Source organism: Pseudoxanthomonas taiwanensis, from assembly GCF_010093135.1.
GTDB classification, from domain to species: Bacteria; Pseudomonadota; Gammaproteobacteria; order Xanthomonadales; family Xanthomonadaceae; genus Pseudoxanthomonas; species Pseudoxanthomonas taiwanensis.
The window spans coordinates 13,564-35,004 of sequence record NZ_PDWK01000029.1 but is presented as its reverse complement, the minus strand read 5'-3'; the positions used below and the strand labels follow the sequence as shown (position 1 = coordinate 35,004).

Below are 21,441 nucleotides of genomic sequence, written 5' to 3'. Positions count from 1 at the left end.
GGAAAGTGCATGACCTACCTGCCTTACGTGATCGGCGCCTACGCGGTGTTCGCGGGGGTGCTGCTGTGGGACTTCCTGGCGCCGGGGCGGCAGCGGCGGCGGGACCGCGCGCGCCGCGGGCGCGGCTGCGGCCTGCATGGGACGCGGTTCGGCGGCCGGCGGTGCCTCCGGCCCGCGCGCCGCGGCCTGCGCCTGCGGCATCCCGGCCTGGAGCCGTTCCAGCGCCTGCTCCAGCGCCGCCACCCGGCGCCGCAGCGAATGCACGCCCACCAGCGCCACGACCAGCGCCACCGGCACGGCGGCCAGCAACAGCAGCAGCAACCAGACCCGCATCCCCTTCCTCCCCAGGCGAAAGGCCGACGCCGCCGGCGGGCGCACGGCGCGGTGGCAGCGTCAGGGATGCGCGCCGGCTTTGCAAGCCGCAGGAGAAAAAGGGGCGCCCGTGGGCGCCCCTTCTTCGTGCATCCGGTGCTGGCGCGCGCTCAGCGGCCGGCGACCACGCGGGCCATCTCCAGGCACTTGTTGGAATAGCCCCACTCGTTGTCGTACCAGGCCACCAGCTTGACGAAGGTCGGATCCAGCTGGATGCCGGCGTCGGCGTCGAAGATCGAGGTGCGCGCGTCGCCACGGAAATCGGTCGCCACGACCTTGTCCTCGGTGTAACCGAGGATGCCCTTCAGCGCGCCTTCGCTCTGCGCCCTGATCTCCGCGCAGATCTCCTCGTAGGTGGCCGGCTTCTCCAGCTCGCAGGTCAGGTCCACCACCGACACGTCGGAGGTCGGCACGCGGAAGCTCATGCCGGTCAGCTTCTTGTTCAGCGACGGAATCACCTTGCCCACCGCCTTGGCCGCGCCGGTGGAGGACGGGATGATGTTCTCGAGGATGCCACGGCCGCCGCGCCAGTCCTTGTTGGACGGGCCGTCGACGGTCTTCTGGGTGGCGGTGGCGGCGTGCACGGTGGTCATCAGGCCGCGCTTGATGCCCCACTTGTCGTGGATCACCTTGGCCAGCGGCGCCAGGCAGTTGGTGGTGCAGCTGGCGTTGGAGATGATCGCCTCGCCGGCATAGGTGTCGTGGTTGACGCCGAAGACGAACATCGGGGTGTCGTCCTTGGACGGGGCCGACATGATCACCTTCTTCGCGCCGGCGGCCAGGTGCTTGCCCGCGCTGTCCTTGTCCAGGAACAGGCCGGTGGACTCGATCACCACCTCGGCACCGACCTCGTCCCACCTCAGGTTGGCCGGGTCGCGCTCGGCGGTCAGGCGGATCTTCCTGCCGTTGACGACCAGGGTGTTGCCCTCGACCTGCACCTCGCCCTTGAACCGGCCATGCACGGAGTCGTACCGCAGCATGTAGGCCAGGTACTCGGGCTCGAGCAGGTCGTTGATGCCCACGATCTCGATGTCCTCGAAGTTCTGCACCGCCGCGCGCAGCACGTTGCGGCCGATGCGGCCGAATCCGTTGATGCCAACCTTGATCGCCATTGCTTGATGACTCCTGACGGCCGCCACGTCGCGCGGCCCGTGGTGGATGAAAGGGGTGGAACGGAAAACGGGCGCCATTCTACCACCCGCCCCCGGCCGGACCCGTGCCGCCTTGACTGGAATCAAGGCGGACCGTCTCCGGGAGGCGGACACTGCGCACACCCTCCCGGACACACGAAGAGTGTTGCCAATGAAACAGAAGCTTCTTCCGCTGCTTGCCGTCTCCCTGGCCGCCGTGGCCGCCCCGGCGATGGCCCAGTCCGCCGGCGACTGGACCCTGGGCGTGGGCGTGCACCAGGTCGACCCGAAGTCCGACAACGGCAAGCTGGCCAACGGCACCCTGCCGCTGACGATCGACAGCGACGCCAAGCCGAGCATCACCTTCGAGTACTTCGTCAAGGACAATCTCGGCATCGAGGTGCTGGGCGCGCTGCCGTTCAAGCACGAGATCGCGGTCAAGGGCGTGGGCAAGGTGGGCCAGACCAAGCACCTGCCGCCGACCGTCACCCTGCAGTACCACTTCAACAGCGCCGGCAAGGTGTCGCCGCTGCTGGGCGTGGGCCTGAACTACCCCACCTTCTTCAGCGAGGACACCACCGGCCCGCTGGCCGGCTCCAGGCTGAAGCTGGACGATTCCTTCGGCCTGGCCGTGCACGCCGGCCTGGACTTCAAGGTCGCCGGGAAGGGCTCGCTGCGCGTGGACGTGCGCTGGGCCGATATCGACACCGAGGTCAAGGTGGACGGCGCCAAGCTCGGCACCGCCAACATCGACCCGCTGGTGTACGGCGTGTCCTACGTCATGCAGTTCTGACCTGAGCTCATAACCGTTTGGGGGAAGGCAGCGGCGTGGGACTGTCGGGTAAAGTTTCCGGCATGTCCCACGCCGCTTCCGTTTCCAGACACCCCGCCCGGGGCCGCCACGCGCGGCTCCCGGCCCTTCTTTCCGGCCTTGCCGCCCTGGCCTTCGCACTGCCCGTGCAGGCCTGGAGCGCGCTCGGCCACCGCCTCGTCGCCCGCCTGGCCGAGGACGGCCTGACCCCGGAAGCGCGCGCCACCGCCGCGCTGCTGCTGGAAGGCGAGCCCCGGCCCACCCTGGCCGGCGTCGCCAGCTGGGCCGACGAACTGCGCGGTGCCGACGACGGGCTGGGCCGGCGCACCGCGCGCTGGCACTTCGTCAACATGGGCGAGGACGGCTGCCGCTACGACGCCGCCCGCCACTGCGCCGACGGCGACTGCGTGGTCGCCGCGCTCGAGGCGCAGGCCCGGATCCTGGCCGACCGCGACCGCCCCCGCGAGGAGCGCCGGCAGGCGCTGAAGTTCGTGGTGCACCTGGTCGGCGACGTCCACCAGCCGATGCACGCCAGCAACGGCCACGACCGCGGCGGCAACCGCTTCCAGGTGAACCTGCACGGACGGGGCACCAACCTGCACGCGTTGTGGGACAGCGGCATGCTCGACACCCTCGGCCTGGACGAGGAGGCCTGGCTGGAGCGCCTGCGCCAGCGGCCGGCCCCGGCAGCCGCGGCGGTCGCGGCCGCCGCGGCAGTCGCGGCCGCCGCGCCGCTGCCGCCGGAGACGGCGGGGGCCTGGGCCGAGCATTCCTGCCGCATCGCCACCGCCCCGGGCGCCTATCCGGACGGGCACGTGGTCGGCGAGGATTACATCCAGGCCCACCTGCCCCTGCTGGAGGCGCAGCTGCGCCTGGCCGGCGCGCGCCTGGCCGAGGTGCTCAACGCCGCGCTGGGAGACGGCTGAGCCATGGGCGGCCGGGCGCTGCTGCACCGGCTGGGCGCGGGGCTGCGCCGCTGGCCGCTGCTGGCGGCCCTGGCCGGCCTGGCCGCGGCGCCGGCGGCCGCAGCGGGGACGCGCACCGTGTTCGCCGCCGCCAGCCTGAAGGAATCGCTGGACGAGGCCGCGGCCGCCTACCGCCAGGCCACCGGCATGACCGTGCGCGTCTCCTACGGCGCCAGTTCCGCGCTGGCCCGGCAGATCGAACAGGGCGCGCCGGCGCAGGTGTTCATCTCCGCCGACCAGGACTGGATGGACCACCTGCAGCGGCGCGGCCGGGTGGACGCGGCCGACCGCCGCGACCTGCTGGGCAACCGCCTGGTGCTGGTGGCCCCGCGCGGTCGCGCGGTCGCGGTGGACCTGGCCCGGCCCGGCTCGCTGGCCGCCGCGCTGGGCGGACAGGGCCGGCTGGCCGTGGGGCAGACCACCACCGTGCCGGCCGGCCGCTACGCGCGCGCGGCGCTGCAGGCGCTGGGCCAGTGGGACGCGGTGGCGCCACGCCTGGCCGAGGCCGAGAGCGTGCGCGCGGCGCTGATGCTGGTGGCCCGCGGCGAGGCGCCGCTGGGCGTGGTCTACGCCTCCGACGCGCAGGCCGAGCCGCGCGTGCAGGTGGTGGCCACCTTCCCCGGAGACAGCCACCCGCCGATCGTCTACCCGGCCGCGGCCCTGCGCGGCGCGCCGCCGGCGGCGCGGGCGTTCGTGGGCTGGCTGTCCGGCCCGCAGGCGCGGGCGGTGTTCGCCCGCCACGGCCTGCTGCCGCGCGACTGAGACGGAGGGCACCGTGGCCTGGCACTGGTTCACCCCGGAGGAAGCCACCGCCATCGCCCTGAGCCTGAAGGTGGCCACGGTGGCCTCGCTGGCCAGCCTGCCGGCGGGCGTGGCCGTGGCCTGGCTGCTGGCGCGGCGGCGCTTCCCGGGCAAGGCGCTGCTGGATGCGGTGGTGCACCTGCCGCTGGTCCTGCCGCCGGTGGTGATGGGCTACGCCCTGCTGGTGCTGTTCGGCAGCCAGGGCCCGCTCGGCCGCTGGCTGGAGGCGCACCTCGGCGTGGTCCTGGCCTTCCGCTGGACCGGCGCGGCGCTGGCCTGCGCGGTGATGGGCTTTCCGCTGATGGTGCGTGCCATCCGGCTGTCGCTGGAGCATGTGGACCACCGCCTGGAGCAGGCCGCCGCCACCCTGGGCGCGGCGCCGTGGCGGGTGTTCCTGACCGTGACCCTGCCGCTGTCCTGGCCGGGCCTGGTGGCCGGCGTGGCGCTGGCCTTCGCCAAGGCGCTGGGCGAGTTCGGCGCCACCATCACCTTCGTCGCCGCCATCCCCGGCCAGACCCAGACCCTGTCCTCGGCGATCTACGGCCTGCTGCAGGTGCCCGGCGGCGAACAGGGCATCTGGCGCCTGGCCGCGGTGGCGCTGGCGATCTCGCTGGGCGCGCTGCTGGCCTCCGAGTGGCTGGTGCGGCGCCAGCGCGGCGACGGAGAGGACTGAGCATGCTGCACCTGGACCTGCACCTGCGCCGCGGCGGTTTCCGCCGCCACGTGCGCATCGTCGAGCAGGCGCGGGTGGTGGCCCTGGCCGGCCCCTCCGGCGCCGGCAAGACCAGCGTGCTGCACGCCATCGCCGGGCTGGTGCGGCCGGAGTCCGGGCGCATCGAGATCGACGGCCGGGTGCTGTACGACAGCGCCGCCGGCATCGACGTGCCCACCCACCGCCGCCGGGTCGGCTACGTGTTCCAGGACGCGCGCCTGTTCCCGCACCTGGACGTGCGCCGTAACCTGCTCTACGGCCGCCACGGCGGCGTGCAGGCGCGCTTCGGCTTCGACGCGGTGGTGGAACTGCTGGGCATCGGCCACCTGCTGGACCGGCGCACCCGCCACCTGTCCGGCGGCGAGGCGCAGCGCGTGGCCATCGGCCGGGCGCTGCTGTCGCAGCCCTCGATCCTGCTGTTCGACGAGCCGCTGTCGGCGCTGGATCCGGCCCGCCGCGACGAGCTGATCCCGTGGCTGCAACGCGTGCGCGACGAGGTGCGCCTGCCCATGCTCTACGTCAGCCACCACCCGGACGAGGTACGGCGCCTGGCCGACGTGATCCACGTGCTGGACTGAACGGCCGGATTGCCGGCCTTGAACCCGGCGCGGCAAGGCGCCATGTTGGAAGCCTCCCCGCCGTTCCCGCACCGCCATGACCCGTGCCGACCAGATCCGCCAGGCCCTCGCCGCCCTGCAGCCCCAGCACCTGGAGGTGGTGGACGAAAGCCACATGCACCACCGCGGCCAGGAGACCCACTACAAGGCGGTGATCGTCAGCCAGGCCTTCGCCGGCAAGCGCCCGATCCAGCGCCACCAGGCGGTGTACGCGGCCATGGGCGACCTCATGCGGCAGATCCACGCCCTGGGCCTGCACACCTACACCCCGGAGGAATGGGCTGCCAGCGCGCAGGTGCCCGATTCGCCGCGCTGCCGCGGCGGCGGCCTGCACGATCTGGGCAGGGCGCACTGAGGGCGCCGCCCCTGGCGCAGAGGAAAGCAGAGGAAAAGGGACGCCCCGGGGCGTCCCTTTCCGTTCGCGGGAAGGCGCGCCGGCACCCGGCGCGCCCGCGCCGTCACAGCGCCCTGGCGGCGGCCACCACCGCCTCGGCGGTGATGTTGAAGTGCTTGAACAGCTCGCCGGCCGGGGCGGAGGCGCCGAAGCGGTCCAGGCCCACCACCGCGCCATCCAGGCCCACGTACTTGCGCCAGTAGTCGGTCACGCCCGCCTCCACCGCCACGCGCTTGCGCACAGCGTCGGGCAGCACCGACTCGCGGTAGGCCGCGTCCTGGCGGTCGAACACGTCGGTGGAGGGCATGGACACCACGCGGGTGCGGATGCCCCCGGCGTCCAGCTGCGCCTTGGCCGCCATCGCCAGCGCGACCTCCGAGCCGGTGGCGATCAGGATCACGTCGGGCTGGCCGCCCTCGGCGTCGGCCAGCACGTAGCCGCCGCGCTCGATCAGCTTCACCTGCTCGGCGGTGCGCGCCTGGTGCGGCAGGTTCTGGCGGCTGAACACCAGACAGCTGGGGCCGTCCTGGCGCAGGATCGCGGCCTTCCAGGCCACCGCCGACTCGACCGCGTCGCACGGGCGCCAGACGTCGTTGTTGGGGATGTGGCGCAGCGAGGCCAGGTGCTCGACCGGCTGGTGGGTGGGGCCGTCCTCGCCCAGGCCGATGGAATCGTGGGTGAACACGTGGATCACGTGTGCCGGGATCAGCGCGCTCATGCGCAGGGCGTTGCGCGCGTAGTCGCTGAACACCAGAAAGGTGGCGTCGAACGGCAGGAAGCCGCCGTGCAGGGCCAGGCCGTTGGCGATGGCGCTCATGCCGAACTCGCGCACGCCGTAGTGCACGTAGTTGGCGTCCGGATCGGCCGCGGTGACCGGCTTGCTGGCCTTCCACTGGGTGAGGTTGGACGGGGCCAGGTCGGCCGAACCTCCGATCAGCTCCGGCAGCAGCGGGGCGAAGGCGGCGATGGCGTTCTGCGAGGCCTTGCGCGAGGCGATCGCCGGGCCCTCGGCCTGGACCCGGGCGATGAAGGCGTCGGCCGCCTCGACGAAGCCCTCCGGCAGCTCGCCGCGGATGCGCCGGGCCAGCTCGGCGGCCAGCTCCGGGTACTGCGCGGCGTAGCGCTCGAACAGGCGGTTCCACTCGGCCTCGTGCAGGGTGCCGGCGCCGTTGGCGCGCCAGCCGTCGTAGATCTCCTGCGGGATCTCGAACGGCGCGTACGGCCAGTCCAGCGCCTTGCGCGTGGCCTCGATCTCGTCCTTGCCCAGCGGCGCACCGTGCGACTCCTCCTTGCCGGCCTTGTTCGGCGCACCGAAGCCGATGGTGGTCTTGCAGCAGATCAGGCTGGGCTTGTCCTCCACCGCGATGGCCTGCTCGATCGCGGCCTTGATCGCCTCCGGATCATGGCCGTCCACGCCGCGCACCACGTGCCAGCCGTAGGCCTCGAAACGCGCCGCGGTGTCGTCGGTGAACCAGTCGTGCACCTCGCCGTCGATGGAGATGCCGTTGTCGTCCCAGAACGCGGTCAGCTTGCCCAGGCCCCAGGTGCCGGCCAGCGAGGCGGCCTCGTGGGAGATGCCCTCCATCATGCAGCCGTCGCCCATGAACACCCAGGTGCGGTGGTCGATGATCTCGAACTCGGGACGGTTGTAGCGCTGGGCCAGCAGCTTCTCGGCCAGGGCGAAGCCGACGGCGTTGGCGAAGCCCTGTCCGAGCGGGCCGGTGGTGGTCTCCACACCCGGGGTCTCGTGGCGCTCGGGGTGGCCGGCGGTCCTGCTGTGCAGCTGGCGGAAGCGCTTGAGCTCCTCGATCGGCAGGTCGTAGCCGCTCAGGTGCAGCAGCGCGTACTGCAGCATCGAGCCGTGGCCGTTGGACAGCACAAAACGGTCGCGGTTGAACCAGTCCGGGTTGGACGGGTTGTGTCGCAGGTAGTCGTTCCACAGCACCTCGGCGATGTCGGCCATGCCCATGGGCATGCCCGGATGGCCGGACTTGGCGGCTTCGACCGCATCGGCGGCGAGGAAACGGATGGCGTTGGCCAGCTGGCGGCGGGTTGGCTTCGTCATGAGGGTGCGAATGCGTGGTCGGCGCCCGCCTCGGTGCGGGCACCCCATTGTCCCATTCCTTGTCCCCTCCTGTCCCGGCCCCGGCGCGCACGCGCCGGCACCGGTTGGCCGTGAAACCGTTGCGCGCGCCACCGTGGCGGTGGTTCAGGCCGGTGGCGCCCCGTCGTCCGGCTCGCCGGCGGCCACCAGGGTGGCCAGGGTCAGATCGCCGCTGACGTTGAGGGTGGTGCGGCACATGTCCAGGAAGTGGTTCACGCCCAGGATCAGGCCGATGCCGATCGGGTCCACCCCGACCATGGCGCAGATCAGGGCCACCACCGGCAGCGAGCCGGAGGGCACGCCGGCGGTGCCGATGCCGCCGAGGATGCACACCGCCATCACCACCAGCTGCTGGCCCAGGCTGAGGTCCACACCGAAGAACTGCGCCAGGAAGATCACCGTCACGCCCTCGAACAGCGCCGTGCCGTTCTGGTTGGCGGTGGCGCCCACGGTCAGCACGAAGCGCGAGACCCTGGGCGGCAGCCCCATGCGGTCGGCCACCCGCAGCGCGGTGGGCAGGGTGGCGTTGCTGGAGGCGGTGGAGAAGGCCATCACCGCCGCCTCCTGGATGTCGCGGAAGAAGGCCAGCGGCGGGCGCCCGGCCATGCGCACGGCGATGGCGTAGGAGACGAACATGTGCAGGCCCAGGGCCAGCACCACCACGCCCACGTAGGCGCCCAGCCGCAACAGCAGGTCGAAGCCGAACACCGCGGCCAGGTTGAACATGAAGCAGAACACCGCGTACGGCGCCAGGCGGATCACCAGCCCGATCAGGGTCATCGAGATCTCGAACACGCCCTCGATGCCGCGCTTGAGGGTGGCCACCCTGTCGTCGTCGGTCAGCACCATGCCGATGCCGAACATCACCGCGAAGAACATCAGCGCCAGGATCTGGCCGTTGTCCGAGGCGGCGGCCACGACGTTGCTGGGCACGATCGACAGCAGCATGTCCATCCCGCGCGGCTGGCTGTCCACGCTGGCCACGATCTCGCGGCTGCGCTCCACGTTCTGCGCCAGCAGCTGCTGGGCCAGGGCCGGGTCCACGCCGGTGCCGGGCCGCAGCACGTTCACCAGCACTAGGCCCAGGCCGACCGCCACACCGGACAGCACCACGGTGTAGGCCAGGGTCTTCCAGCCGATCCGGCCGAGGGCGCGGATGTCGCCCATCTCGGCGATGCCCAGCACCAGCGCCGAGAACAGCAGCGGCACGATCAGCATGAAGATCAGGTTGAGGAACAGCCCCGACGCCGGCGTGGTGAAGTAGCGGGTGAACGCCTGGACCCAGGCGGCGTCGGCGCCGGCGGTCAGGTGCACCACCAGGCCCAGCGCCAGCCCCAGGCCGAAGCCGAGGCCCATCTTCCACGGCATCGACAGGCCACGGCGTCCGCTCGTTTCCATGGGTGCTCCCGGTCAGACGAAACAGGCGTGGCAGCTTAACAAACCGCTCCCGCGCCTCAGCGCGGGTACAGCGGCGGCAGCGGCTCGGCCTGCGCGGACGGCGCGGCGGTCCAGCGCGGGCCGTCGCGGAAGGCCGCGCGCAGTGCCGCGCGCGCCTGCCCGGCATCGCCCTGTCCGGCCCACAGCGCGCGCCGCATCCCCTCCAGTGCCTGGCGCTGGACGGGATCGGCCAGGCGCGCCAGCAGCCCGTCCAGGTCCGCGGCCGGCGGCGTGGCCATGGCCCGCAGCAGCGCCACCACCTCGTCGAAGCTGCCCGCGTCCAAGGCATGGCGCAGCCTGGCCAGGGACGCCCGCGTGCCGCCGGCACCCCCGGCCCGCAGCGGCGGCTCCGCCACGGCCCCGCGCAGGCGGCGGCGCAGCCGCAGCGCCCAGGCCAGGGTCGCCAGCCACAGCGCCAGCAGCAGCACGGCCACCGCCACCAGCCAGCGCGGCGCGTCCGGCTCGTGCGTGCCGGCCACCGCCAGCATCCCGTCGTCCGTCTCCGGCACCGGCGCCGTGTCCTGGCGTGGGGCGGCCGCGGCCGCCGGCAGCGGCCGGGTGCCCGGCGCCACCTCCAGGCGCAGGTCCGGCAGGCGCGCGGTGCGCGCCTGCCCGGCGCGTGCGTCCCACCAGTCCATGCGCACGCCCGGCACCTGCAGCGTGCCCGGCTGCAACGGCACCACCGCGTAGCGGCGCACCACGGTCAGCTGCGGGCTGCCGTCGACGAAGCGCTCGCTGAGCTCGGCACGCTCGGGGAACACCTGCGCCCCGTCCACGCGCGGCACCGGGATCTCCGGGAACAGCGAGGCGGTGGCGCCGCGCGCCCCCGCTTCCGCCGCGATCTCCACCGCCTCGCCGGCGCGCGCCTGCGAGGGCGCGGCCAGGTAGCGCAGGCGCAGCTCGTGCAGCGGCAGCCAGGGCTGCGGCGCGCCGTCGGGCTGCGGGCGCACCTGCAGGCGGAACTCGGGGCCGTCGGCGGCGAGGCTGCGGTCGGTGCCGAAGAAGTCATCGAAGAAACCGCCGGTGCCGCGCCCGCGGAAGCGCGCCGGCCCCAGCCGCAGCTCGCCGCTGCGCTCGGGCACCAGCAGGTAGCGGCGTTCGATCACCCGGTAGGCGCGCCCGCCCAGCTCGCGGCTGCTGTGCACGTCGTCGCCGACCCGCTGCAGCGAGGCCCCCTCCGGCGCCTCCAGGCCGAGCTGGCCGGACAGGATCGGCGTGGCGTAGTGCAGGCGCACCACCACGCCCACGCTCTGCTGCACCCACGGTGCGTCGTGGTCCACGGCGGTTTCCACGAACACCTCGCCGCGCGGCGCCTGCGCCCGGGCCGGTGCCACCTCCAGCGCCAGCAGCGGCGTGCGCTCGGCCCCCACGCGCAGCGGCGGCACCTGCATCCGTCCGCTGCGGCGCGGGGTCAGCGGCACCCCGAACAGCACCTCGCGGCCGAGGTCGCGGCGGAAGGCCTGGCCCACCTCGAAGCCGGCGGCGCGCAGCGGCCCGTAGTCCGGCGCGGCCGGCTGGTCGGTCTGGATGTTGAGCGTCACCGTCTCGCCCAGGGCCACGCGGCTGCGGTCCAGCCAGGCGCGGGTGGCCGCGGAGGCGGCCGGCACCCCCAGCCACAACGCCAGCAGGGCGAGCAGGGCCCGCGTCCGCGGGCGGGCGGGATTCCACCTGGTCATGTGCATGGTCACCGCCCCTCCCGCTGGCGGCGTTCGTGTTCGAGCTGGAACTTGGCGCGCAGCAGCCCGCCCGGATCGTCGGGCCCGCGCCGCAGCCAGGCCTCGTGCGCCTGGCGCCGCTCGCGCACCTGCGGGTCGGCCTCGGCCGGCGCGCCCTCCTGCGGCGCCTGGCCGGCCTGGCGCAGGGCCTGCTCCATGCGCCCGCGCTGGGCGCGGTCGGCCTCGGCCTGGCGGGCCGCGTCCTGCGCCGGCGACGCCTCCGGCCGCGGCGCCGACGGCGGCCGCGCCTGCCTGCCGGCCTCGTCCTGCCGCCCGTCCTGCGCCTGCAGGCCGCCCCCGTCCTGGCGGCCCGGGGCCTGCCGGTCCTGGCGCGAGCCGGAACCGGCGCCNCCCTGCCCGCCCGGCGGCTGGCGCCGCGCCGCCTCGACCACGCGGCGGTTGAAGGCGGCGTCCTCCAGCCCCGGGTCCAGCGCCAGGGCGCGGTCATAGGCGGCGATGGCCTCGTCGTAGCGGCCCTGCCGCGCCAGCGCGTTGCCGAGGTTGTAGTGCGCCTGCGCGCCACGCGCACCGGCCGCGGCGAAGGCCTCGGCGGCGGCCGCGTAGTCGCCGCGGCGGTATGCCTCCACGCCCCGCTCCAGCTGCTGCTGCGCCTGCTGGTCGGGGCGCCGCCACAGGCTGCCGGCGCCCTGCCCGCCGGCCTGCGCGGCCCATGCCGGCGCCGGCACCAGCGTGGCCACGGCCAGCGCCAGCGGCAACACGACCAGCACCCCGGCGCCGCGGCGGAAGCCCAGTGCCGCCAGGGCCAGCAGCGGCAGCAGCAGCCAGTAGCCCTGGTCCAGCCACACCTTCTCGCCCTCGCCCTCGCGGTCGGCCGCCTGCGTGGCCGGCGGCACCAGCACGCCCAGCGCGCGCAGGTCGGCCTCGTCCGCGGCCAGGCGTGCGTAGCGGCCGGCGCCGGCCGCAGCCAAGGCGCGCAGCGGGGCTTCCTCCAGCCGGGCCTGGTGTACCGTGCCGGCGCGGTCGCGGTACACCCCGCCTTCCGCGGTGCCCATGCCGAGCACCGACACGCGGTACCCCTGCGCGGCGGCCGCCGCCGCGGCCTGGCGCGCGGCGGCGTCGGCGCGGTCGGTCAGCAGCAGGATGTCGCCGTGCGCGAAGCCGGCGCGGCGCAGCAGCAGTGCCGCGTGGGCGATGGCGCGGTCGGGCCGGTGACCGTCCGCCGGCATCACTTCCGGCTCCAGCGCGTCCAGGAACAGGGCCAGGTTGGCGGCGTCGGCGGTCAGGGGAGCGACGGTGAAGGCATCCTCGGCCCAGACCACCAGCCCCATCTCGCCGCCCTGGCGGCGCCGCAGCAGCATCTCCAGCTTGGCGCGCGCCTGCGCCAGGCGTGTGGGCGGCAGGTCGGGCGCGCGCATGGCCGTGCCCAGGTCCAGCGCCACCACCAGCGGCGCGTGCGACACCCAGCGTGGGCGCGGCTCCTGGCGCCAGCCCGGACCGGCCAGGGCGAGCACCGCCAGCGTCCAGGCCAGGCCCACGCCCAGCAGGCGCAGCGCGGCACGGCCACGACCGGGCACCAGCAGGTGCGGCAGCAGGTGCGCGTCCACCAGGGTGCGCCAGTCGGCGCGCCGGCGGCGGTGCCACCACCACCAGGGCAGCGGCAGCGCCAGCAGCGCCCACAGCCAGGCCGGGCGCTGGAAATGCGGCAGCAGCTCGGTCCAGGTGCTCATGCGCCGCGCCTGTGCAGCGGCCAGCCCAGCAGCGCCAGCAGCAGCGCCGCGGCCAGCGGCCAGGGATAGCGTTCCAGGCGCGGCCGCGCCGGGGCGGCGGCCACGTCCACCGGCTCCAACCGGTCCAGCTCGGCATAGATGCCGGCCAGTTCCTGCGCATCGCGCGCGCGGAAGAAACGCCCGCCGGTCATGGCCGCGACTCGGGCCAGGGTGTCCTCGTCGATCTCCGCGCCGCCGCCCTGCACCGGCACGCCGAACAGGCTGAAGCCGCCGCCGGCGCTGCCGAAGGCGATGGTGTGCACGCGCACGCCCTCCTCGCGCGCCAGCTCGGCGGCCTTCAGCGGCTCCAGCACGCCGGCGGTGTTCACCCCGTCGGTCAGCAGCACCAGCACGCGCTGCCCCGGCGGCTGCTCGCGCAGGCGCTTGACCGCCAGGCCGATGGCGTCGCCCAGCGCGGTCTCGCGCCCGGCCAGACCGGCCGTGGTGTCGCGCAGCTGCTGGCGCACCGTCTCCCGGTCCAGGGTCAGCGGCGCCAGCATGTAGGCGCGCTGCCCGAACACCAGCAGGCCGACGCGGTCGCCGGCGCGGCGGTCGAGGAAGTCGGCGATCCCCGCCTTGGCCGCGGTCAGGCGGTCGACCACGTCCAGGCCCAGGCGCATGTCGGTCTCGGCCATGCTGCCGGACAGGTCCACCGCCAGCAGCATCTGCCGCGCCTGGCGCGGCGGCGCCTGCGCCTCGCCCAGCTGCTGCGGCCGCGCCGCGGCGGCGCACAGCAGCAGCCAGGCCAGCGCCGGCAGCAGCCAGCCCAGGCGCGGCGCGGCGCGCGCGGCCAGCACCGGGACCAGCGCCGCACCGTGCGGCAGGCGCAGGGCCGGGCTGGCCGGCTGGCGCGGCGGCAGCAGCCAGCGCACCAGCAGCGGCAACGGCAGCAGCGCCCAGGCCCAGGGCCACGCGAAACCGGCAAACCCCGGCCACAGGGTCTCCAGCCAGGCGTGCAGCACGCTCACCGCCGCCCCTCCATCAGCGCCAGGAAGCGGGCGCGCGCCAGCGCGTGCACCGCGTCCAGCGCCACCGCATCGTCGATGCGCGGGCGGTAGCCGCCGTCCAGCAGCAGGCGGCCCGGTCCCCGGCTGAAGGCCGTGCCCTTGCCGCCGTCGAGGAAACGCAGCCAGTCCTCGCCCTGCAGCAGCTCGGCGCCGGGCCGGCACCGGCGCGCGGCGCGGCGCAGCAGCATGGACATGGCCGCCAGCCGCTGCGGCGGCGCGCCCTCGGCGCAGGCCTGCTCGAACCAGCGCAGCCAGCGGCGCCGGCGGCGCCAGCGCCAGGCGTACCAGGCCAGCCACCCGGCCAGCAGGAGCAGCAGCGCGCCGCCCAGCCACCACCAGCCCGGCGCCGGCGGCCACCAGGACGGTGGCGGCGGCAGGTGCACGTCGCGCAGCGGCAGGCGCGCCGGATCCATGCCTAGTCCTCCTCCGCTTCCGCAGCCGCAGGCTGCAGCCAGGCCTCGGCGGGATCGTCCGTGTACAGGCGGCGCCCCTGCCAGCCCTGTCCCGGCAGGGCGCGCGCCAGGGCCTGCGCCGGTTCGGCCAGGGCGTGCAGCCAGCGCTGGCGCACGACCGGACGCTGCAGCGGCAGCAGCAGGCGGCGGCCGGCCGTCCACACCGCCAGGTCACGCGGCGGCGGCGCGGTCTCCAGGCGGTCCTGCAGCAGCACCAGGGTGGCCTCGTGGGGGCGGGCCAGCGCGGTCCAGCGCAGCGCCGGCACCCGCGCCGCGCTGCCGGGATCGGCCAGCACCACCAGCCGCGCGCCCGGCCGCAGCAGGTGCTGGGCATGGTCCAGGGCCTGCTCCAGGCCGGCGTCGTCCGCGGGCGGCGCCGCGTACCAGCGCGCCAGCGCGTCGAGCACGCGCATGGCCCCGCGCTCGCCCGTAGCCGGCGCGACCGCCGGCGCGCCGCTCCGCAGGGCGGCGATGCGGTCGCCGGCCAGCACCGCCGACCAGGCCGCCACCGCACCGGCGCGCGCGGCCTGCACCGACTTGAAGCGCACGCGGGTGCCGAAGTACAGGGACGTGGCGGTGTCGGCCACCAGCAGGGTCAGGCGCTCGCGCTCGGCCTGGAACAGCTTGGTGTGGGCACGGCCGGTGCGCGCGGTCAGGCGCCAGTCCATGTGGCGCACGTCGTCACCGGGCACGTACTCGCGCGACTCGGCGTACTCCATGCCACGCCCGCGCGCCTGCGCCGGCGCCGGCCCGTGCAGGCCGTGGCGGCCGCGGCGCGGCCAGGCGCCACGGCGGGCCTGCCGGCGCAGCGCCACCAGTTCGGCCAGCTCCGGCACCACGCCCGTGCCGGCCGCGGACCCGGCCGCCACGCCCGCGCCGCTCACGGCACCGGCACCTTTTCCAGCAGTGCGGCGACCAGGCGTTCGCCGTCCCAGCCCTCGGCCAGGGCCTCGTAGCTGGGCAGCACGCGGTGGCGCAGCACGTCCGGCGCCACCGCGCGCACGTCCTCGGGGGTGACGTAGTCGCGCCCGGCCAGCCAGGCCCGCGCCCGTGCACAGCGCTCCAGGGCGATGGAGCCGCGCGGGCTGGCGCCCCAGGCGATGCGCCGGGCCAGCGCCGGGTCGTAGCGGCCTGCGTCGCGCGAGGCCAGCACCAGCTCGATGAGATAGCGCTCCAGCGGCGGCGCCATGTACAGGTCCAGCACCCGCGCGCGGGCGGCGAACACCTGCTCCTGGGCCATGCGCTCCACCGGCGCGGGCGGAGCGTCCAGGGCCTGGCGCGCGCCCTCCCGGGCCAGGCGCAGGATCTCGCCCTCCACCGCCGCATCGGGATAGCCGATGCGCACGTGCATCAGGAAGCGGTCCAGCTGCGCCTCCGGCAGCGGGAAGGTGCCCTCCTGCTCGATCGGGTTCTGTGTGGCCATCACCAGGAACAGGCGCGGCAGGGCGTAGGTGCGGCGGCCGACGGTGACCTGGCGCTCGGCCATGGCCTCCAGCAGGGCCGACTGCACCTTGGCCGGGGCGCGGTTGATCTCGTCGGCCAGCAGCAGCGAGTGGAACACCGGGCCGGGCTGGAACTCGAAGCGCCCCTCCTGCGGCCGCCACACCTCGGTGCCGGTGAGGTCGGCCGGCAGCAGGTCCGGGGTGAACTGCACGCGCGCGAACTCGGCGTCCAGGTGCGCGGCCAGGGTGCGGATGGCGGTGGTCTTGGCCAGGCCAGGCGCGCCCTCGACCAGCAGGTGGCCGTCGGCCAGCAGGGCGATGAGCAGGCGCTCGACCAGCGCGGACTGGCCGACGATGGCCGCCGACAGGCGCTCGCGCAGGGCCACGAAGGCCTGGTGCAGGCCGCCGTCGGCGGCTTCGGTCACGGGATTGTCCATGGCCCGATTCTGACCCATCCGCGCCGCGCCGGGTTCACCGCGCATGAACGCGGCGCAAAAAAGGACGGGGCCACGAGGGCCCCGTCCGCGGGTGTTTCCCGTGCCGCCCGGCTCAGGCGCGCTTTTCCACGCGCATGACCTTCGGGGTCAGGAAGATCAGCAGCTCGGCCTTCTCCTTGCTGCGGCCCTTCTTCTTGAACAGCGCGCCGAGGAACGGCACGTCGCCCAGGAACGGCACCTTGGCCACGCTGTTGGAGTCGGTGAACTCGTACACGCCACCGATCACCACGGTCTGGCCGTCGTCCACCAGCACGGCGGTGTTGACCTCGCGCTTGGCGATCTCCGGCACCGTGCCGATGCTGGTGTCGAGGTAGCCGATCACCTCGTCCTTCTTGACGTTGACGTCGAGGAAGACGCGGTTGTCGTGGGTGATGGTCGGCACGACCTTCAGCTCCAGCAGCACGTCCTTGAACTGGACGTTCGGGGTGGCGACCGCACCGGCGGCGCCGGTCATGGTCACGTAGCCCACCTCGCGGCCCTGGCGGATGATCGCCTCGCGCTGGTTGGAGGTGACCACGCGCGGGTTGGAGATGACCTCGCCGCGGCGCTCCTCCTGCATGGCGCTCAGCTCGACGTCCAGCAGGTAACCGGCGTTGAGGATGGACAGCGCCAGGCCGGCCGGGTTCATGGCGCTCGGCACCGGCAGGTTGACGTTCAGGCCGCGGGTGATGGTGGAGCTGTTGAGCACCGGCATCGGCGGGACCGGGTTGCCGGCGGCCAGCGCCGCATCACGCTGCATCTGCCAGTCGCGCAGCAGGTTGGCGTTGGCGCGCTGCGCGTCGACGTCGGAATTGCGGTTCTGGGTGTTGGCGTCCAGGTTGCCGCTGAAGTAGACGTTGTCGCGGTTGCCGCTGATGCCGAAGCGCGCGCCCAGCTCGCGGGCGAAGCTGTCGGTGGCCACCACGATGCGGCCCTCGATCAGCACCTGGTCCACCGGACGGTCGATTACGCTGATCAGCTCGCGCATCTGCGCGACCTTCTTCGGGATATCGCTGATCATCAGCGTGTTGGTGCGCTCGTCGGCGACGATGCGGCCGCGCGGCGACAGGAAGCCGGTCTCGTTCTGGTTCGTGCCGCCCTGGCCGGTCTGGCCGCCGATGCCGCGGGCTTCGGTCAGCGCCTTGTAGATGGCGGCGGCCGAGTGGTAGTTGATCTGGACGTAGTCGGTGATCAGGTCGACGCGGTTGTCCAGGTCGATGCGCGCGTCCTCCTTGGCCTTCTCGAACGCGGCCAGTTCGGGCTGCGGCGCCACCCAGATCACGTTGCCGTCGCGGCGCTTGTCCAGGCCCTTGGCGCGCAGGACGATGTCCAGGGCCTGGTCCCAGGGCACGTTCACCAGGCGCAGGGTCACGTTGCCCTGCACGGTGTCGGAGGCCACGATGTTGAGGTTGGACTCCTCGGCGATCAGCTGCAGGACGGTGCGCACCGGCACGTCCTGGAAGTTGAAGGTCACCGGGCGGCCGGAGTACGGACGGGCCTCCAGGCGGGCGCGCGCGGCGGCGACGCTGTCGGCGTTGACCGCGCCCACCGCCGGCTCGCCGGCACGCGGGGTGACCTCGACCACGTACTCGTTGCCGGACTGGTAGGCCAGCGACTCGTACTCGCCGCGGGTGGCCAGCACCAGCTGTACGCCGCCGCCGTAGGGGCGGGCGTCGATGCGCTGCACCGGAGTGGCGAAGTCGACCACGTCCAGCGAGCGCTGCAGGTTGGCCGGCAGGGTGGCGCGGGCCACATCCACCACCACGCTGCCGTCCTGGCTGCGCAGGTCCGGGGTCACGCCTTCACCGTCGAAGCGCAGGACCAGGCGGCCGGCGCCGCCCTCGCCGCGCCGGAAGTCGATATGGGACACGCTGGCCTTGGCCTCCTGCGCCGAACCGGCGGCGGCGGCGGGCTCGGCGGCGTGGACGGCGGCCGTGGACAGGGCGATCGCGAGCCCCAGCCCGCAGGCCCTCAGGATCGCCGGGCGCCGCAGGGTGCGCAGGCTCTGGGCATTGGTAACGGTCATCGTGCTATCCCCTAACCATTGATCTTCGAGCGCGATGGCGGCCGGACGTTCCAGCCAGCCCCCCGCACCATCCGGCACCAGCTCGACCAGCTCGATCCTGTCCTCGTACACGGCGGTGACCCGGCCGTCGGCCTGGCCCATGTAGGTCCCCGGGCGCACCCGGTGGGTGACCTTGTCCGGGGCCATCACCAGCGCCACCAGGTTCGGACCCGTGCCGATGGTGCCCACCATGTCGAGGCTGTCCAGCGGGAACTGCTCGAGCGGCTCCTTGCGCCGGTTCGGGTCCGGACGCAGGCCGACGCCGCCGTCCGGGTTGTTCCAGGCATCGCTGAACGGGTCGCGGCGGTCCTGGGCCGAGTACTCGAACGTCTCGAACTGCTGCATCACCGGCAGCGGCTCCAGCGGCGGCGCGGGACGTGCGCGCACCTCGGCCACCCACTTCTCCAGGTTCGGGGCGTCCCCGGGCGTGCTGGTCACGCCGCGTGCGCAGGCGCCCAGCGCCAGCGCCAGCATCGAGGCCCCCAGCACCCGCATGGCACGGCCCATCCCGGCAACGTGCTGCCTGCTCATGCGCCGCCTCCCGCGCCGTTGGCGGCGCCCTGCTCCTGCTGGGAGATTTCGAACTCGTCCAGGTAGCGGTAGGTCTTCACCGTGCCGGACAGTTCCAGCATGCCGCCGGGGCGGATGCCGCCGCGGCGCTCCTTCGGCTTGAGCGAGATGTCGTGCATGGTCAGGATCACCACGCGCGGCAGCGAGGCCACGCCGCTGACGAAGGCGCCGAACTGGTGGTAGTTGCCGACCATGCGCAGCGCGATCGGCTTCTCGGCGTAGAACTCCTTGGGAATCTCCGGACCCGGCTGGAACAGCTCGTTGGTCAGGCCGCTGGACAGCGCGGTCTGCGAGATGTCGATGATCAGGTCCGGCATCTCGGTCTTGCTGGGCAGCTGGCGCAGCATCTGCTGCAGCACCTGCTCCATCTGCGCCAACTGCTGGCGCAGCGGTTCGAGGTTGGCCGCGCGGCCCTGTTCGGTCTCGAACTGCGCGCGCAGGTCGGCCTCGCGCCGCTCCAGCCCCTCCAGCTCCTCGACCTTGCCGCGGATGACCAGCAGGTAGGTCATCACCACGATGAACACGGCCAGCAGGACACAGAACACCGTCTTGGCCTGCTGCGGCCAGCTGCCGATGTTGTTGAAGTCCAGCTCGCTGAGCTTGATCTTCTTTTTCTTCTTCTGACTCATGGCGCCGCGCTCCCCTGGGTCTGGCTCTGGGCCTCAGGCGCTTCGGCCGGCGCCGGCGCGGCCGGGACCTGCTGCGGCGCCGGCTGCTCCGGGCTGGCCCCGCCGGCCTCCTGCGCGGGCGCGGCCTCGGCCGGGGCGTCCGCGGCCTCGGCGGCGGCCGCGTCGGCCACCGCGTCGGCCAGCCCCTCGCCCTGCTGCTGTTGCTGCGGGTTGGCCAGGGTGACCTTGAGGGTGAAGTTGTACGGCAGGGTCCGGCCGACCGGCGCGGCCTGCTCGGCCTTCTCGTCCTTGGCCTCGATGATCGACAGGTCCGGCCTGGTCATCCAGCCGGAGCCCTCGAGGTTGCGCATGTAGGCGGATACGCGCGCATTGGACTGCGCGCTGCCCTGCAGGGTGAGGATGTCGCCTTCCTGCTTGAGCGAGGTCAGCACCACGCCGTCGGGGATGGTGCGCACCAGCGCGTCGAACAGGTGGACCATCTGCGAGCGGTTGGCCTGCAGCTCCTCGATGACCTTCTTGCGGGCCAGCAGACGGTCCTTCTTGGCGTCGAGTTCCTTGATCTCCTCGTTCTGCTTCTTGACCTTGGCGATCTCGGCCTCCAGGAACGCGTTGCGTTCGTGCTGGCCCTCGATCTGCCGGTCGTAGTGGAGCCAGATGAGGAAGGACAGCAGCGCGCCGCCGAGCGCAGCCAGGCCGAGCATGCCCTGGAACTCGCGCTGCCGCTGCTTGCGGCGCTCGGCGCGCCAGGGCAGGAGATTGATGCGTGCCATCAGTCGAAGCTCCTCAGGGCCAGCCCGGTGGCGATCATCAGCGCGGGCGCATCCTGGCTCAGCGCCTGCGGCTGCACGCGCGGACCGAGTGTCATCTGCGCCAGCGGGTTGGCCACCACCGTCGGCACGCCGAGCTGCTCCTCGACCATCTCCGGCAGGCCGGCGATGGCCGCGCAGCCGCCGGCCAGCATGATCTGGTCGACGCGGTTGTACTCGCTGCCGGCGTAGAAGAACTGCAGCAGTCGGCTGATCTGCCAGACCGTGGCCTCCTTGAACGGCTCCAGCACTTCCTGCGCGTAGGAATCCGGCAGGCCGCCCTGGCGCTTGGCCAGACAGGCCTCCTCGTAGGTCAGGCCGTAGCGGCGCATGACCTCGTCGGTCAGCTGCTTGCCGCCGAACACCTGCTCGCGGCTGTACAGGCTGCGGCCGCCGCGGATGACGTTGAGCGTGGTCATGGTGGCGCCGATGTCCACCAGCGCGACCACGCCGTCGGGCCCCACCGGCAGGTCGCCGGCGATCAGGGCGAAGGCGTTCTCGACCGCGAAGGCCTCCACGTCCATGACCTTGGCGGTCAAGCCGCCCAGTTCGAGCGCGGACTGGCGCAGCTCCACGTTCTCCGAACGCGAGGCGGCCAGCAGCACCTGGACCATCTCCGGGTTGTTGGGCATCGGGCCCAGCACCTCGAAGTCCAGGTTCACTTCCTCGATCGGGTACGGGATGTAGTTGACCGCCTCCAGCTCGACCTGGGCCTCCATCTCGTCCTCGTCCAGGTCGGCCGGCATGGGGATGATCTTGGTGATCACCGCCGAGCCGGCGACCGCGGCCGCGGCGTACTTGGCCCGGGTGCCGGAACGGTTCACGGCGCGGCGGATGGCCTCGCCCACCGCTTCCACCTCGACGATGTTCTTCTCCACCACCGCGTTGGGTGGCAGCGGTTCGACCGCGTAGTGCTCCACGCGGTAACGGTTGCCGCTACGCGACAGCTGCAACAGCTTGACCGCAGTCGAGCTGATGTCGACGCCGATCAGCGGCGACTGGCTTTTCGGGATGAGCCCCACGGTTTCTCCCCTGCCGACAGGCACTTGGACACGTTGAACCCCCTGTGCCCGCGCATTAGATAACGACGCTTTTACGCTTGGCAACCCCGGCCCCCCCGGACAGGCCACGCGGACGCTTGCCCCCGGCGGCCTCCTCCTTGGCGGACCGTCCCCGGAGGGGTCCGCGTTGTTCCTCTATACTCTGCGG

At 73.4% G+C, this 21,441-nt stretch carries 19 protein-coding genes and 1 pseudogene; 7 read left to right on the top strand and 13 right to left on the bottom strand.

The annotated features are described in order from the left end of the window. Positions 1-9 precede the first annotated feature (9 nt). Positions 10-102, top strand: a pseudogene (locus CR938_RS14955) (heme exporter protein CcmD); the annotation flags it as partial. A gap of 380 nt (positions 103-482) precedes the next feature. Here the strand turns inward: CR938_RS14955 and gap are convergent. Continuing rightward, positions 483-1,484: a type I glyceraldehyde-3-phosphate dehydrogenase gene (gap, locus tag CR938_RS07560; protein WP_162124421.1), complete on the bottom strand. Its 1,002-nt coding sequence runs from the start codon at positions 1,482-1,484 to the stop codon at positions 483-485. A 190-nt stretch (positions 1,485-1,674) separates the two neighbouring features. Between gap and CR938_RS07555 the strand changes: the two genes are divergently transcribed. The 6 genes from CR938_RS07555 (at position 1,675) to CR938_RS07530 (ending at position 5,763) form a co-directional block, all read left to right on the top strand. Continuing rightward, positions 1,675-2,295 (top strand): OmpW/AlkL family protein, encoded by a 621-nt coding sequence (locus CR938_RS07555; protein WP_162124420.1) that lies wholly within the window; start codon positions 1,675-1,677, stop codon positions 2,293-2,295. Between the two features lie 164 nt (positions 2,296-2,459). Further along, positions 2,460-3,239, top strand: a complete 780-nt coding sequence (locus tag CR938_RS07550; RefSeq protein ID WP_246191007.1) for a S1/P1 nuclease — start codon at positions 2,460-2,462, stop codon at positions 3,237-3,239. A gap of 3 nt (positions 3,240-3,242) precedes the next feature. Continuing rightward, entirely contained in the window at positions 3,243-4,040 is a 798-nt protein-coding gene (modA, locus tag CR938_RS07545; RefSeq protein ID WP_162124418.1) for a molybdate ABC transporter substrate-binding protein, read from the top strand. A gap of 13 nt (positions 4,041-4,053) precedes the next feature. Then, the gene (gene modB / locus CR938_RS07540; protein ID WP_162124417.1) at positions 4,054-4,752 is read left to right on the top strand and encodes a molybdate ABC transporter permease subunit; all 699 of its coding nucleotides are present in this window, start codon (positions 4,054-4,056) and stop codon (positions 4,750-4,752) included. Between the two features lie 2 nt (positions 4,753-4,754). Further along, positions 4,755-5,369, top strand: coding sequence for a molybdenum ABC transporter ATP-binding protein (locus CR938_RS07535; protein WP_162124416.1), 615 nt, complete (start codon positions 4,755-4,757; stop codon positions 5,367-5,369). A 76-nt stretch (positions 5,370-5,445) separates the two neighbouring features. Next, entirely contained in the window at positions 5,446-5,763 is a 318-nt protein-coding gene (locus tag CR938_RS07530; protein WP_162124415.1) for a BolA family protein, read from the top strand. A 103-nt stretch (positions 5,764-5,866) separates the two neighbouring features. On the opposite strand, the gene tkt is transcribed toward CR938_RS07530, so the two are convergent. From tkt to CR938_RS07470, 12 genes are all read right to left on the bottom strand, one after another. Then, positions 5,867-7,867 (bottom strand): transketolase, encoded by a 2,001-nt coding sequence (gene tkt, locus CR938_RS07525; protein ID WP_162124414.1) that lies wholly within the window; start codon positions 7,865-7,867, stop codon positions 5,867-5,869. 144 nt (positions 7,868-8,011) lie between these two features. Further along, positions 8,012-9,304 carry a dicarboxylate/amino acid:cation symporter gene (locus tag CR938_RS07520; RefSeq protein ID WP_343038573.1) on the bottom strand — a complete coding sequence of 431 codons (1,293 nt, stop codon included), beginning with the start codon at positions 9,302-9,304 and terminating at the stop codon, positions 8,012-8,014. A gap of 56 nt (positions 9,305-9,360) precedes the next feature. Further along, complete coding sequence (locus CR938_RS07515; RefSeq protein WP_162124413.1) at positions 9,361-11,019, bottom strand: BatD family protein; 1,659 nt, start codon at positions 11,017-11,019, stop codon at positions 9,361-9,363. 8 nt (positions 11,020-11,027) lie between these two features. Further along, a complete protein-coding gene (locus tag CR938_RS07510; RefSeq protein ID WP_162124412.1) occupies positions 11,028-12,746 on the bottom strand; it encodes a tetratricopeptide repeat protein in 1,719 nt (572 codons plus the stop codon). Beyond that, on the bottom strand, positions 12,743-13,753 hold the full coding sequence (locus tag CR938_RS07505) for a vWA domain-containing protein (protein ID WP_162124411.1): 1,011 nt from the start codon (positions 13,751-13,753) through the stop codon (positions 12,743-12,745). The genes CR938_RS07510 and CR938_RS07505 overlap by 4 nt, the downstream gene beginning before the upstream one ends. Continuing rightward, positions 13,750-14,205 (bottom strand): DUF4381 family protein, encoded by a 456-nt coding sequence (locus CR938_RS07500; RefSeq protein WP_162124410.1) that lies wholly within the window; start codon positions 14,203-14,205, stop codon positions 13,750-13,752. Before CR938_RS07500 ends, CR938_RS07505 begins: the two co-directional genes overlap by 4 nt. 2 nt (positions 14,206-14,207) lie before the next feature. Further along, entirely contained in the window at positions 14,208-15,128 is a 921-nt protein-coding gene (locus CR938_RS07495) for a DUF58 domain-containing protein (protein ID WP_162124409.1), read from the bottom strand. Then, complete coding sequence (locus tag CR938_RS07490) at positions 15,125-16,141, bottom strand: AAA family ATPase (RefSeq protein WP_162124408.1); 1,017 nt, start codon at positions 16,139-16,141, stop codon at positions 15,125-15,127. Before CR938_RS07490 ends, CR938_RS07495 begins: the two co-directional genes overlap by 4 nt. Before the next feature lie 94 nt (positions 16,142-16,235). Beyond that, positions 16,236-18,701 carry a pilus assembly protein PilP gene (locus tag CR938_RS07485; RefSeq protein WP_162124423.1) on the bottom strand — a complete coding sequence of 822 codons (2,466 nt, stop codon included), beginning with the start codon at positions 18,699-18,701 and terminating at the stop codon, positions 16,236-16,238. 53 nt (positions 18,702-18,754) lie between these two features. Continuing rightward, complete coding sequence (locus tag CR938_RS07480; RefSeq protein WP_162124407.1) at positions 18,755-19,426, bottom strand: type IV pilus inner membrane component PilO; 672 nt, start codon at positions 19,424-19,426, stop codon at positions 18,755-18,757. Then, entirely contained in the window at positions 19,423-20,196 is a 774-nt protein-coding gene (locus CR938_RS07475; protein WP_162124406.1) for a PilN domain-containing protein, read from the bottom strand. The genes CR938_RS07480 and CR938_RS07475 overlap by 4 nt, the downstream gene beginning before the upstream one ends. After that, on the bottom strand, positions 20,196-21,254 hold the full coding sequence (locus CR938_RS07470; protein WP_162124405.1) for a pilus assembly protein PilM: 1,059 nt from the start codon (positions 21,252-21,254) through the stop codon (positions 20,196-20,198). Before CR938_RS07470 ends, CR938_RS07475 begins: the two co-directional genes overlap by 1 nt. Between the last annotated feature and the right edge of the window lie 187 nt (positions 21,255-21,441).